A 13,853-nucleotide genomic window follows, 5' to 3' on the forward strand; every position below is an offset into this window, starting at 1 on the left:
GATCGAAGCCAGCCGGAATCGCGCGCCGATTCGATAGCGTCCCGTGGAGTGGTGGACTTCGGATCGGCTGAGTTCATCGCTTCGATCAACGAGTCATGTTGAACCTTAGGAGATTTGGTGGCCTTTGTCCAGTGCTTGGGCGGCGTGTTTCTTGGCGATCACCACCTTGAGTTCATCCATGGACACATCCGACATGTAGCGGCGGGTAACCTGCCATTCGTCGTGGGCCTCGATGACCACCGCGGTCGCCAGCCGTAGGAACGCGGCCGGGTTGGGGAAGATCTCCACCACATCAGCACGGCGTTTGATCTCCTTGTTCAACCGCTCGATCGGATTGTTCGACCAGATCTTCTGCCAATGCGCCTTCGGGAACGCGGTGAACGCCAACACATCGGCTTTGGCCTCGACCATCATCGCCGCCACCTTCGGAAACGCCTCCGCCAAGCTCTCCGCCACATGATCCCATTGCGCCAGAACATCTTCGGGTTCGGTGTGCGCGAAGATCGTCTTGATCGCCGCGGTCACCACCGGCTGCTGCTTCGCTGAGACCACCCCATGCAAGTTCCGCATGAAGTGCACACGGCACCGCTGCCACGACGAGTTCGTGAACTGCTGTGCCACAGCAGCTTTCAATCCCGCGTGGGCATCGGAGGTAACCAGCTGCACCCCCGACAGACCGCGTGCCTTCAGCCCAGCCAAGAACTCGCGCCAGAACTCGAAGGACTCCGAATCACCCACCGCGGTGCCCAACACCTCGCGGCTGCCGTCGATCGAGACGCCGGTGGCCACCACCAGGGCCTGGGAGACCACGTGCGCCCCGACACGCACCTTGCAGTAGGTGGCATCGCAGAACACATACGGGAACTCGGTGTGGGACAGGGTGCGTTCGCGGAACGCGGCGATCTCCTGATCGAGACCCGCGCAGATCCGCGAGACCTCGGACTTGGAGATACCCGACTCCACCCCGAGTGCGCCGACGAGGTCATCGACCGAACGGGTCGACACGCCGTGCACGTAGGCCTCCATGATCACCGCGTGCAGCGCCTTGTCGATCCGGCGTCGCCGCTCGAGCAGCGACGGGAAGAACGACCCCGACCGCAGCTTGGGGATCTTGACCTCGATATCGCCGGAGGTGGTCGACACCGTCTTGCTCCGCGAGCCGTTGCGGTGGGTTGAGCGGCCGGTGGAGCGCTCGTAACGGCCGGCGCCGATCTTGGCGGTGGCCTCGGCCTCGATCAGCTCCTGCAGGCCCGTACGGATCAATTCGGTGAACATCGCGCCGGCATCGGCGGACTTGAACAACTCCAACTGGGCAAGCAAGGCAGAATGATCGTTGGTCATCGCGTAGTCGCTTTCTCTGAGTCACTGTGAGAGGTAACTCATTGATCTACGCGATGGCCCCCACCAACCCCGGCACCGACACGCCCGCCGGGATCCGGGTCCCGAATTCCCACCACACCTGGGGACTTACCCGCCGATTCCCACCCAACTGGAGTGAAGAATGATCAAATCTGTTGACAATGTACCGGTATATACCCTGCTCAGCCCGGAGAACGCCGTTGTGTACCGCGTCCCGACGTACCAGCGAGAATACTCATGGACCAAGCAGCAGTGGGACGATCTGTTCGACGACCTCCTTGACACGATAGGTGACTCGGGGCACTTTCTCGGGACAATCATATGCGTCAACGAGACCGAGAATGCCACTAAAGAAACCGTGCTCGAACTGATTGATGGGCAGCAGAGAATGACTACGCTGTCATTATTGCTTGCGGCCATTCACGGGTGCCTTGATTCTCGGCGTGGAGAACTAGACGAGGACGACCTCACAGATTTGACAAATCTTCGGCGCCAACTGATTCTTCGACACCCGATTCGAGCGCGGCTGCGGCCGCAGAAACAGAACTCTAACTACGAGGACTATCTGAACGCACTATCTCGTGTCGGGATCGACATCGAGGCACCGAAGGTAAAGAACCTCGGAAACCGCCGAATCATGCGAGCCTGTAACCACTTTCGGAACCGAATCGAGTCGCGTGCCGAGGACACGGGCAAGGGCATCGTTGAAGTCGCCCTCGACATGCTTGGGCGCGCCAAGAACGCCACCCTCGTCAAGCTCGAAGTCGAAAGCCAGTCGGATGCGTTTGTGCTCTTTGAGTCGCTGAACAACCGAGGAATGCCGCTCACCCCCATTGACTTGATCAAGAACAACCTGCTGTCGTCAGCGGATAAGCAGAACGGCCTGGACACGGACATGGTGTTTGCGCGATGGAACGACCTGCTCGCAGACCTCGGTGACGACTACACGAACCAGGAGCGATTCTTCCGGCAGTACTACAACGCGTTCAAGGCGACGCTTCCACACGTATCGAAGGCTCCGGTCGCCACCAGAACCAACCTAATCCGCATCTATGAAACCCTCATCGGCGCCGACCTTGCCGCGTTCCTGAAGGAAGTCACCGCAGCGGGCGATGTCTACAAGCGCATCATCGGCAACCTTGATGACGAAGACGTCCCCACGGACTTAGATGTTGCGCTCCGCGCACTGGCCCGCGCCCAGGGGTCGCCATCCCACATCCTGATGCTGTACCTCATGCTGCGCCGCAATCAACTCGAACTCTCCGAAACCCACCTCAGCACGATCAGTCGTTTGTTGGCGAGCTTCTTCGTTCGACGTAACCTCACCGGTACCCCACAGACCTACACCTTGCAGGCGCTATTCATGAGCATCATTGACCAAATCGAAGAAATACATGGTAACGATATCGAACAATCGGTCCGGAACTCGCTGCGAGAGGTGTCAGCATCCGACGAATCATTCCTCGAGAAGCTGTCCGGACAGATCTACGACGAGAACGCCGACGTTGCCCGCTTCGTCCTTGTGTCCCTGGCCGAGGACGGTTTTACAAAAGAAACCGAGAGGGACCTGTGGGAGCGCGAACAGAATCATCGCTACAGGTGGACGATCGAACACATTCTCCCTCAGGGTAGCAACTTGCCTTCCGAGTGGGTCCAAATGCTCGGAGGCGATAGTGAGGCCGCCAACGACGTCCAACAGCGTGTTGTACACACCCTTGGCAACCTGACCATCACTGGGTATAACAGCAATCTCGGCAACCGATCGTTCGACTACAAGAAGACACGAATGGACGGAAGGGGAAATCCAATCGGCTTCAACAACGGACTAAGCCTCAATGCTGACGTGATCACTGCGAATATTTGGAATGAGACCGAAATCAATACCCGGACAGAGGTCTTGGCTCAGCGCACACTTGACCTCTTTCCAATCTAGGTGGCCCAGAACGAGATGGGCGAGCAACCACCAGGCGAACCCTTCGAGGAATCAATGAGACAGTGGGAAGCACAGCGAATCAGGGGATGGTTCTATCTACCCGAGGTGCCCGACTGCAAGGTCCCTGGCATCCTTTCGTGAAAGCCATTAGTAAGTAGCCTGAGTCCGTAATGGAAACTAGTCCTCGCATCACAGACGACCTGTCACCAAGTTGGCAAAGTGCTCTGGCACCTGCCCTCCGCAATGGTGAACTGATTCTCGCATGTTTCGCAGTGTCGCGGTCGAAACCGACGACTGACGCCACTGCGCTCACGAACATGCGCTTGCTCGGATTCCGCATGACTCGACTCTCGGACGACGTTGAGATCCCCTTGTCTATCGAGGTCAGAGATATCAAATCTTACAGCTTTACCAGTCGGCGAGCGTCACTTAGACTTTGCGTCTACGACTCAAATGGCGAGGGAATCGATTTCGGAATTGCGCATCCTGATGAGATCGGCTTTGCGCGAAGCCATCTCGACCGAATTCACGCGTCGCGAACCGCATCATCGATACCGACAGTCACGATTCCGACGATCGCTGCCAAGAATCGCTTGGGAGGTTCCATCGCCGAACCACTCGAAGGTTCGGCGAAACTGTCGACATTCGGGCCGAACCTTACCCCCGAGCAATGGGCGGCATTACAGAAGAGTTCCCGTCCAGGTGAGCAACCACTGTTCGTCCTGAACGCCGGTGGTCGCGGGCAACTTGCCGCGTTTACCGATCGTTTGGTTATCGTAAAACAGGGACTACTTGCTCAATTGACTGGCGGCAATGGAGTTTTCGAGGCGAGCTACCAGCAAATCCGAGATATCCATTTATGGCCAGGAATTATGTCGGGCTACCTCGAGGTCCAAACGTCGGGGATCGCGCCAATACGCTCCGGTAGCGCCGCCTTCAGCAAACCGAACTGCCTGCCGCTGGGTTCCTTGCAACAGAAGGAGCTACGTGGTGCGCTCAATGCGCTGAAGAGGATGGCCCAGTCAGCCGACCCGCCGCGGCCCTCGGAAACTCGAAATCTGGCACCCAGATCCACCGAGCGCCACCGTCGAACAGAGACCGTCCGGGAAGTGGGTGTGCGGCAATCAAAGACTCAGAGAGGGGAATCCACCCTCCAACGACTTTGGATCAGGGCGTTGACTGACCACAATAGTGTGCGATCCGAGTATGCCGCATACACGGCTGATCCCACGCAATTCTTCTTTCGACCGCTTTTATCCGATCTCGGTCACCCTGCAGTCGAGGCCTTCCACGATGCTTTCGCCGCCGCCGAGACCCTGCGAATCGACGACCACGTGCCCGACGACATGACCCTGGTACGCGAGTTCGCCGACCGCGTTACAGCCGCTAAACGTGCTTGGCGCACCGCCGATGCCCTGGCTCGGAAATCAGGTGACTCCCCCTTTACCACCGAGCAACAGCAGTTGCTTCGCCGTGCGCAGAAGTCCATCAACTTAGCCCTCGACGATCACACCTCCGCTAACGAGCGCGCAGCCGCATACTCGCGGGTGCTCGAGCTGTTCGACAAAACGCGGATCGACCCACCAGACAGTATCGCCATCGCACTGCGGGGACAGATCGACCGCGCAGTGCGGCAGGCTTTACCACCGGGATCTACCTGAAATCGGTATCTGGCTTTGATCGCGTCGACGACGGCGCTGTGGATTAGGGCAGATCAGGTGCGGGAAATCTACGTCACCATCTCCCGCCTCCACCGCCTTCATATTCGGGGTAATCCTCGCGGCCTAGCCTAAAAAAGGTTCTGGTTGCCGCAACTTTGGCATGTGACGTAGGCATCGGGGTTGTCACCGTCTTCCCAGGCGGCGGTGAACTGGCTTCCTCGCTTCATGGGCGTGTCACAGCTTGTGCAGCGACGCTCGATTCGCGGTCCTCGCGCTGAGAGCAAAACCTCAACGAGCTCGCCGCCTTCGAGGACAAACTCCACATCACAGGAGACGCACCAGTAGCCCTGCAAGGAGTCGAGGCAATACGGGCAGTTGTCGATCGTTGAGTAGTCCTGGCCTTCGGCGCTGTTGTCGTTCGGCAGATCGCTGGGACCGCCCGAACGACCCTGTTGACCCGCGAGCGAAATGAACTTTTTCACGAAGGACATGATTTCGATGCTACGTGGGCTGACCGTCCGCGAGGCACGCAGCGCTCACATATAACCAGGGGCTTCGACACTAATCGCGATGCGATCCGAGAGAAGATGGCTGCAATTAATGGCTGCGACGAACTTGTCCTTAACCGCGGGGCGATTCAGTGCGATCCGCGACAGCGAGTGAGGCGCTTGGTCGCATCCTCACAGCGGGAAGGCTGACCTTTGGGGGATCGCAGCTCGGCTACGGCCGCGGCGGCACGGGGACGCTTGCCGGGACGGGCACAGAGGTGGTGACTGTGGACTGTGGCGTTGGCGGGGATTCAAGGTTCTCCCGCGTACCTGCCGGTGCGGGACGGGTAACGGCTGCGGCGATCAGTACGCCGACCCCGAGTACGAGCATCGCGACGTAGAAGGGGGCGATCGACCATGACCGCCAGACAGACCACTCCGGGACGTATGACTGCTTGAGCTTCTGCCACGTCGTCTTCTCCGGCGTGCCGTCCGCTGGCGGCTCGTCAGCATCAGTCGGATCGAGAGTGAACCGTGGGACCATGCGTTCCGCTCGCGCGACGGTGTTGTAGAGCTTCCGGAAAGCCTTCTCGCTGCGCAGGTAGTTGGCGTCGAGATACGCGAAGAGGATCACCGCGATAACACCGAGAAGAGCGAGCGGCCACAGTTGCTGGGTTAGAGCGAAGCCGAACGCAGCTGTCGTGACCGGAAGGAGCCATCCCTTCGCGGACGAAGACGCCGCGGACTGTCGCGTCACCACCGCCTGGATGTAGTCGAGGTGCTTGCGTCGATCCTCGGGCGACAACTCCGGCTGTGCGGGCGGCGGAGTGGACCGGACCGCAGCTATCACGAGACGAAGGGCGTCGTCCTTGCTGGCTTCCGAGTATTCGGTTTCGGGTGGCCAGATCGGTCCGATCGCGTCCCCGCTTCGTCGAGGAACCAGGTGCACGTGAAGGTGTGGCACCGTCTGGGTAGCGGCATTGCCGTTGGACTGGATGACATTGAGGCCCTCCGGCAGGAGCGCGGAGCGTAGTGCCGAGGAGACGAACATTGCTGCGGACGATAGCTCCGCCGATTCCTCCGGTCGCAGTCCCCAGATGTCTTCCACGTGCCGCCTCGGCACCACAAGTACGTGGCCTAAGACGGCGGGTTCCGTCGGAAAGAACGCGACGACGTGCTCGTTCCTGTACACCTCCCGAACGTCTGGATCGTCGCCGGCGACGATGGCGCAGAACGGGCACGGTTCAGAGCTCACAGCAGTCGAGTCTTGGCCTGCGCAACCCAGCTCTCCAGGTTGTTGGACAGATTCGCGTAGGTGGCCTTGGTGTCAATCTGTCCCTGGAAGTTCGTCTGTGTCGGGTCGAACACGGGAACGCCGCTCACACCCGAAACCTTAGTGAACGGGTCCGCTCCGCGACCGTCGGCGCCGGAGCTCATCGATGCCAGCCCGTGGATGCGCACCCCGACGAGCGGCTTCTTGTCGTCCCACGCCTTCTCGATCTCGTACAACACCCACGGCCGAGAGGCGGTCTCCTGACCAATCAGAACGACAACGGCGCGTTTGTAGGTCATCTCCTTGTGGATCCAGTTCTTGATCGCCTGATCACCCTGCCGGCGCACCGCCTCCCACTGCTGGGCGCCAAGAAGAGGCTGACCCTCAAGCGCCCCGATCTGTCGGACGAGTTGCACTCGGTGCACGTCGCGCCCGTAGTGGAAGGAGTAGAACACAGTCTTGGTGGCCATCGTTGGCTCCTCTCAAGGCTTCGGCGTCCTGCCGGAAGCACGGTTCGTTGAGGTTAGCTCCGAGGGGTGACAAGAACGCCCCGCGCGTTCAAGAGCCCTCAACGGGTTCACCCGGTCGGACGACACGGAAGACGAATTGGGGCGCCGCAACACCCACGCTCGGACAGTTCATCGCAGCATCACTCAGACGGCAGGCCACGCGGGCGACACCGCGAACGTCTACCGCCAACTCCGCTGGAACTGCCATACGCCATGATCAGATCGTTGGGCTGACATGCCATCTCTTTCGCTGCGGCCGTCGGGACCTCCAACGCGAACGGCGGCGTGACACAGGGCCGCAAGAACTGAAACGATGCGATGAATCGGAAAATCATCCGGTCCGGCTTGATGCCCGGGATACCGCGAGCATCAGCATGTAGTGCCACACGGTCCCGGAACGTTGCCTTTTGACCGCGCACCGTGCCTCCCGTTCTTACTCCAGATCGAGTCCGAGGTACGAAGAGGTACGTACCCGGAACGTACCTCGTAACCGGATGAACGGTTCAGTGTCGTCTGATGGTAAGCGTCGGAGATATCGGCTGGACAACAAGGCAGGTCCCGGTGATGACCGCCGGGCCCCGCCTTTCTGGGATGCACGTCTACCGTGTCGGGCCAACTACGAGGCGAGGTCGGCGTCAAGAACACCGAATGACACCTCCGCCGCGTGTGCTATCGATCGATGACTGTGTCCAGTCTGGGTCCTCGGTGTTTACACCGGGTTGTTTGATTCCGACCAGTGACCAGCAAGAGATGTCCGGGTGGTGAGGGTTCTTCAGCTTGTTCGGAATGTAGACGTAGAAGTACGGGTCATCCCCAGGCGCTAGACGCAATTTGAAGCCCTCGGCGGTACCACTGTTCAGAGCCTCACGGGCTTCTTCGGCGTTGATCGCCCGTGCTTTGGGGTGGTGGACAGCGATGGTGCCCAGAGGAAGCTCCCGTTCACCGAGTTCGAGGTGAAGTCTTTGACGAAGTACGTGACGGGGCCGCCGGCGTCGAGGATCCGCTCGAGTTCAGGCGATGTCGTGCCGGTGAGAACCACGGTTCCAGTCGCGACAAGTGGCGAGGCAGTCAGATACCCATCGATCATGCAGCGCGCCACGCGGAGGTTGACACGATCCCAAGTCGATACCTCGGCAGGGAGCGCGAAATAGGTGGAGCAGTATGGTTGCACGGCCTCTAGGTCGACTGCGATACCGACGATCGTGGCAAGCTCGTCGATGTTGGTGAATTCGAGTCCATCCAGGCCGAGTACGCCAGCGCGCTGTCCCTCCAGGTAGAACTCGCAGGTGGACGTGGAGTGAAGGTTGACGAGCAGATCGACTAGCTGAATTACCTCGCGTGGCTGGATGTTTCGCATGTTGTACGTCATGTGAAGCGCTCCAGTATCGCCAGCCCTGTCTGGTTGGTCGATCTCTATGACAGCGTGATCGTAGAACTCGATCTTGATAGCCCACCCCTGGGTTCCGTGGTTGACGTAGGTCACTGTGCCCTCGTGGGCTGCCTGCAGCGCGCCGTTCTCATCCACGAAGCGCAACTCGGCTGCCTTCCCCTCAGCGTTCGGCAGCGATTCGGTAGTGATATGGAGCTCGCCGGTGGCGCCATCAGTCGCGAAAGCCGCTGGGCCAGTGATGGACACGTTTGACAGCGCTTCGGGTGGGAGCACAATCGTTCCACCAGAACCGTACTTGATTGACCGCTCGAACTGTCGACGCAGTTCGTCATGTTCGGGACCGAACCGTGTCGCGAAGCTCAGCGAGATCGGACTGTCCCGCCAAGCGTTTGGCGTCTTGGGGTAGGCAGAAAGCTCGACCATGCCGCCGACCCGTGCAAAGTTCACGCCCCAATGCAAGTCCATGGCATCGCCGCGACCTCCCAGGGCCGCGATTCGCTCTGTGAGAGCACGTGTCCCGCCGGCAAGTGACTCGGTCTCTTTGCCGTACAAGAGGATGTCGTTCTTGAGTTGATCGGTGGCTAGGTACTGGTGCACATCGGGGTACTGAGCGATCAGATCGTCGAGTTCCAGTCGGTCGGCAATTCTCACGCGAGGAGTGTCGTCGCGTTCGAGTGACTGGACGTACTTGCGTTCTCCTGGTGTGAGTTTGGTCGGAACGACGAGGATCCACTCGAACGGCAACGGACTGAGCTTGCAAGCGCGGTCAAACGACTTCTTAATCTGCTTCTGTCTCGATGTCTTTCTGTCCCCGCTGAAGCCATCGGCGAAGTACTTGATCTGATAGACGCGGCGGCGATCACCTTGTGCAACATCGATGTCCACTCCTTGATCGCCGCCTCGACCGTCGGGACTAACGACTTCAGCGATTCCTGACCACTGACGCCTGACGAGTGCTTCTACGACCCTTTCGAACTGGTCCTTGCCAAGTCCGGGCCAATCGACAGGTGTCAACGAGCGACCCCTCCGGGCTGCTCGCGAGCCGGCCGGTTTGGCTCACCGCCATACCTCGTGAGATGCCAACTCGCATGCGCGCGCAGCTGACGTAACTCGGTAGCGGCACTACTCCAAGGTGAGACGTCCGACAGGGCTGCTTCGATGAACTCAAGCTCCCGGATCAATGCGACACGATTTGCGGAATACGTTGTGGCACAGGCTTTTGAACAGAAGAGCGGTCGTCGTCCCTTGTTCTTGATGGGATACGAACACGGATTTGTGCATCCCGGATTCAGGCAGATGGCAACCGGGGGATAGAGAGTCCGGTGAGACAGGAGATCGTCGACCGATTTCGGGGTCGTCAGCGAGCGGATACTCATGGTGCGTTGGTCTACCAGGACGCACCGACAGGACGGCACGCCAAAGGCGGACCATCCTCCTCAAACAATGTGGGCTTCGGCGTATGCGCCAATCTTAGGCGGTGATTAGGGCATGCACTGAGCGGCTGACCTGCGACACGCCGAAAGATGGCAGCGGTGCAAATGAGGGATCGTCTCGTACTGTTCGAGGTGTGCCCGTTCATCGAGGGCGGAGGCAAGCGCTGCTGCGAACAGCGCCCGCCCCCTTACGGGCACCCGAACGGCTAGGAAAGGGGCCCGTCGTGGCTCATGGTAGTGCCTGTTGGTTGCGCTCCCGTCGTGTGACGGTGTTGCAGCGCGCCGACGTGTGGTGCCGCCGCCACTCGGGTCTGCCACCACCAGTGTGAGTGCTGTGCCGTAGTGGAATTGCTGCGGGACAGCGTTGCAAGATCTCGGCGTGCGTCGCCGGGAGTGCCGTGGGGGGCCGGAATAGGCCCCGGCCCCCCACGGGCGGCAGATGCCGCGTCCAAAACTCACAAGTTCTCAGCTAGGAGATTCTGGCATGTTCATTTCATCGTGCCCGCGGCACGAAATCAAGCGTACCGGCCTCATGTTTTGGGGGTGGTGGTGATGGCACGCAGCAAGGGTGGCCCGACGCCGCAACCCCAGCCGAACGATCGCGGCGGCAAGCGCGACACAGGTCGTAGGGTGCGCCACGACAAGTCCGAGGTTGTTGTCGGAACAATCTCCGCCGATGGTCTCGATGTAGATCGTCTGAATCGATTGCGCAGCATGGGTATTAAGGTGCGACAAGCTACTGTCGGGGAGTCGGTGCGAGAGGACGCGGCACGCGCACAGGCATCGGTCCCGTTTCGCTCGGAGATCGTCGACCGCGACGCGTTCGGCGCAATCGTGCACCTGTTGGTCGCCTACTTCTACGACTGCGGCCGGGTTGATCCGTTGCGCGCGCTTCGACGCAGCAACATCGACAGCTACCTGAGCACACGGCACCGCCCGACCCGGAGAACGGTGCGATACCTGTTGTACGCGGCGGGACACACGTTTCACCCGGGTGAATTCCCGCCGGCATTGACTCTCGATGCGCCGCGCCAGAACCGAACCTCGCCCGCAACACAAGAGGAGATCGCCGCGTTGTACCGGGTGGCGCTCACGCTCGGTGAGAAGTGGGGTCCCGCACTTACCGTCCTTTTGGATCTGATGGTCGGGGCCGGAGCGCGACCCGAAGAACTCAAGCACCTGCGTCGCAGCGATGTTCGGATCGAACGGCACCACGGCCAGCGTTGGGTCATTGTCACTCTCCAAACGCCACGGACCGATCCCAGGGACGTACCGATCATCGACGCAGAGATCGGCGACCGACTAGAGCGGTACGTCGCAGACGCACGTCATGACCATCTGCTCGCGTTCGGCAGCAATCCCACGGTGGAAAGAAACGGGATCAACCGCGTCAACGACCGTCTCGCAGAACGAGACCAACCCGAACATGTAAACAGCAAGGCCTTGCGCCACGCCTGGATGCGGGAGGCCGCCGGGGTCTTTCCTGTGGACCAGTTCTGCTACTTGGCGGGTATCAGGAGCCTCAGCCACGTGGACGAACTGGACCTTGTGATGGACAGCACCGGCACCATCGACGAGATCACCTCCTACCTTGTGGACGGTGCCGAGTGAGCGTCCACCCGAGCATCAACCACCCAGAAGTCCATACCGGGGAGCGAATCTTCCTGCTGGCGGTGGGGATCGTCGAACGATCCGGAGTTGCCGCCATGATTGAGCAATGGCGACTTGAACGGATCGCAGCGCCGCGAGGAGCGTTCCGGGGCGCACTGCCGTACACAATCACATCGCTGCTCGTTGCACTGGCATGTGTTCTGCTCAGAGGAGGTGCACCGACGATCCGCACGACGTTTCGGACGCTTCTGGATTTCAATACAGCGCAACTTGCTCGAGTCGGAATCGACGAGGCGGATCTGGTGGCGATCAGATCCGACGCCGACCGTGCGTTGAAGAGTTTCCGCAACTGGGTTGATCGCACTTTGGCATGCCTGGATTCCGCTCCCGACCAACCCGCCGAACGAATCCCGGTGGCAGAACATAAGGCGATCATTCGAGCCCGCACACCCGAACAGGTGAACCTCTACAGCACCGCGGCGCAACGACTATCAACCGTCGTCAACCGCATCCTCGTCGGCTCAATCCCCGCCGAGTACCAGAAGAGTGGGCGCGGTGACGTCGTTGTCGACGAAACGATTATCGACACTGCAGATGGCACCTACGACCTTGGTGTCACTGACGACCGCAACCGGTCGGCCATCTACTTCGGTGGCTACTATCGCCGGGACTTCCGCAATCGCGTCGACGCCGAGGGGAATCCGCTGACGAAGAAACGGGCGTGGGGAATCGGTGTCACCGCGGTCAGCAGCGTCGGGCCGCCCGATGCCTTGCACAACCGGCCGATCCTGTTCACCGGCATCGCTATTCACCCACCGACATCGGGTTCACTCGAAGGGCTCGACGAAGCCATCGAGCATCATCAGCGCAATGGGTTCGACAGTCGACCCATAAGCCGCACCGCCCGATGGCCGCTGATCACCTTCGACATGGGGTACTTGAAGGACGGCCTTGGCCGTTGGCAGTTCGACCGCAAGTATGCTGCGGTCTACCGTTACCCCGAACACTGGCGACGCGACTTCGAGAGCGTTCCGGCGCAGCCCGGTGGTGTCAAGCCTGGCCCCGTGCAATTGTCGGGCGCTTGGTACTGCCCCACAGCGGCTGGCATCTCCCTTGGCAAGGACTACGTGAAGCCACTACGCGACGTGCTCGACACAGACGAATGGGAGGCTCGCGAACGCCGACTCCGTCAGCTCCTGCCGAGGCTGATGGGCGTCGACAGGCGACTGATCGAGCGCAACACTCGACCAGGACGCCCCGCTGAAGGCGCACTGCCCGACAAGGCGGTCAAGATGGTGCTGAGCTGCCCGGCCAGCCTGGGCAACGTCCGCTGTTCCCGTTGGCACAACCCGGACACCGAGGACCGGCTCGATCTGCCTTACATCGAGCCCGGGACGGACATGCCGCTGTATCCGTGCTGCACACAGCGCAGCGTCACGATCACGCTGACCGACGACCAACGCAAACGTCAACAGCTCAGTCAGTGGGCACCCGGATCCAACGACCACGCGATCTACCACGAGGCCGCACGTGCGCTCACCGAGCAGAGGTTCAACTTGATCAAATCGCGGACAGTCGCCGGCCTTGTGCATCTCAAGTACGGGCCGCGCCGCGAACCGCTGGTCAAGCTCATCATCGCGATGCGTTCGCCGTCGTGAACGTCCGCGAGATCGAGCGATTCGAAGCGTCGAACCGTGACCGTCCCGAATCAATCGCCGCGAAATGGCGCCGACTCGAAGAGGACCTCGGACAGGCGCCGATCCGAATGCCCAACCGCACATGAACTACTGAAGGCCGCAACATGACTGAGGGCGGCCCGGAGCCCGGGCCGCCCTCAGTCATGTCATTGGCCCCGGGAAACCAATCGAAGATTGGCCGCCCATCCAGATTCCGGAACTCTGTCAGCGGCTCTGCGCTGGGCGAATCGCACGGCAGGTTCCATCACCCCACCCAGGGCCATCTCCGCTACGACCAATCCAGGGCCCGCGGCCAGCATGCAAGGACTGCGCGGCCAACCGCCGAGAACTCGTCGGAGATTCGGCATAAACTAGCCGGATTTCAGCCCACGAAACACTACGACTGCAGGCATGATGAATTGCTCACCACGAGCAGTTCAGCTCAATGCGGTACATGAGGTCAGGTTGCGGAAACGCGGCCTGGCCTTTTGTTTTCCGCGGCTCACGCGATACACCCTGT

General features: G+C 60.4%; 9 protein-coding genes. 4 read left to right on the forward strand and 5 right to left on the reverse strand.

Features of this window, described 5'->3' with window-relative positions:
- Positions 1-105: 105 nt before the first annotated feature.
- Complete coding sequence (locus AAFP30_RS05125; RefSeq protein WP_419228785.1) at positions 106-1,341, reverse strand: IS256 family transposase; 1,236 nt, start codon at positions 1,339-1,341, stop codon at positions 106-108.
- A 160-nt stretch (positions 1,342-1,501) separates the two neighbouring features.
- Here AAFP30_RS05125 and AAFP30_RS05130 point away from each other — a divergent pair, with 160 nt between their 5' ends.
- Together AAFP30_RS05130 and AAFP30_RS05135 are read left to right on the forward strand one after the other, a co-directional pair.
- Positions 1,502-3,292, forward strand: a complete 1,791-nt coding sequence (locus AAFP30_RS05130) for a DUF262 domain-containing protein (protein ID WP_419228786.1) — start codon at positions 1,502-1,504, stop codon at positions 3,290-3,292.
- A gap of 317 nt (positions 3,293-3,609) precedes the next feature.
- Entirely contained in the window at positions 3,610-4,953 is a 1,344-nt protein-coding gene (locus AAFP30_RS05135; RefSeq protein WP_419228787.1) for a hypothetical protein, read from the forward strand.
- 128 nt (positions 4,954-5,081) lie between these two features.
- On the opposite strand, the gene AAFP30_RS05140 is transcribed toward AAFP30_RS05135, so the two are convergent.
- From AAFP30_RS05140 to AAFP30_RS05155, 4 genes are all read right to left on the reverse strand, one after another.
- Positions 5,082-5,444: a hypothetical protein gene (locus AAFP30_RS05140; RefSeq protein WP_419228788.1), complete on the reverse strand. Its 363-nt coding sequence runs from the start codon at positions 5,442-5,444 to the stop codon at positions 5,082-5,084.
- Between the two features lie 229 nt (positions 5,445-5,673).
- Positions 5,674-6,696: an HIT family protein gene (locus AAFP30_RS05145; RefSeq protein WP_419228789.1), complete on the reverse strand. Its 1,023-nt coding sequence runs from the start codon at positions 6,694-6,696 to the stop codon at positions 5,674-5,676.
- Positions 6,693-7,184: a TIR domain-containing protein gene (locus tag AAFP30_RS05150; protein ID WP_419228790.1), complete on the reverse strand. Its 492-nt coding sequence runs from the start codon at positions 7,182-7,184 to the stop codon at positions 6,693-6,695. The genes AAFP30_RS05145 and AAFP30_RS05150 overlap by 4 nt, the downstream gene beginning before the upstream one ends.
- 895 nt (positions 7,185-8,079) lie before the next feature.
- Complete coding sequence (locus AAFP30_RS05155) at positions 8,080-9,498, reverse strand: hypothetical protein (protein WP_419228791.1); 1,419 nt, start codon at positions 9,496-9,498, stop codon at positions 8,080-8,082.
- A gap of 1,046 nt (positions 9,499-10,544) precedes the next feature.
- On the opposite strand from AAFP30_RS05155, the gene AAFP30_RS05160 reads away from it, so the two are divergent.
- Together AAFP30_RS05160 and AAFP30_RS05165 are read left to right on the forward strand one after the other, a co-directional pair.
- Positions 10,545-11,657: a hypothetical protein gene (locus AAFP30_RS05160; RefSeq protein WP_419228792.1), complete on the forward strand. Its 1,113-nt coding sequence runs from the start codon at positions 10,545-10,547 to the stop codon at positions 11,655-11,657.
- Positions 11,658-11,959: 302 nt separating this feature from the next.
- The gene (locus AAFP30_RS05165; RefSeq protein ID WP_419228793.1) at positions 11,960-13,315 is read left to right on the forward strand and encodes a hypothetical protein; all 1,356 of its coding nucleotides are present in this window, start codon (positions 11,960-11,962) and stop codon (positions 13,313-13,315) included.
- The last annotated feature ends 538 nt before the right edge of the window (positions 13,316-13,853 follow it).

The sequence above is a fragment of the Gordonia sp. CPCC 205515 genome (assembly GCF_048537925.1).
Taxonomy (GTDB): Bacteria; Actinomycetota; Actinomycetes; order Mycobacteriales; family Mycobacteriaceae; genus Gordonia.

Bases quoted from the DNA above. Each gene is read 5' to 3' on its own strand.
- AAFP30_RS05130 (WP_419228786.1), top strand. From the start codon at position 1,502: ATGATCAAATCTGTTGACAATGTACCGGTATATACCCTGCTCAGCCCG.
- AAFP30_RS05150 (WP_419228790.1), bottom strand. From the start codon at position 7,184: ATGGCCACCAAGACTGTGTTCTACTCCTTCCACTACGGGCGCGACGTG.
- AAFP30_RS05125 (WP_419228785.1), bottom strand. From the start codon at position 1,341: ATGACCAACGATCATTCTGCCTTGCTTGCCCAGTTGGAGTTGTTCAAG.
- AAFP30_RS05135 (WP_419228787.1), top strand. From the start codon at position 3,610: ATGCGCTTGCTCGGATTCCGCATGACTCGACTCTCGGACGACGTTGAG.
- AAFP30_RS05140 (WP_419228788.1), bottom strand. From the start codon at position 5,444: ATGTCCTTCGTGAAAAAGTTCATTTCGCTCGCGGGTCAACAGGGTCGT.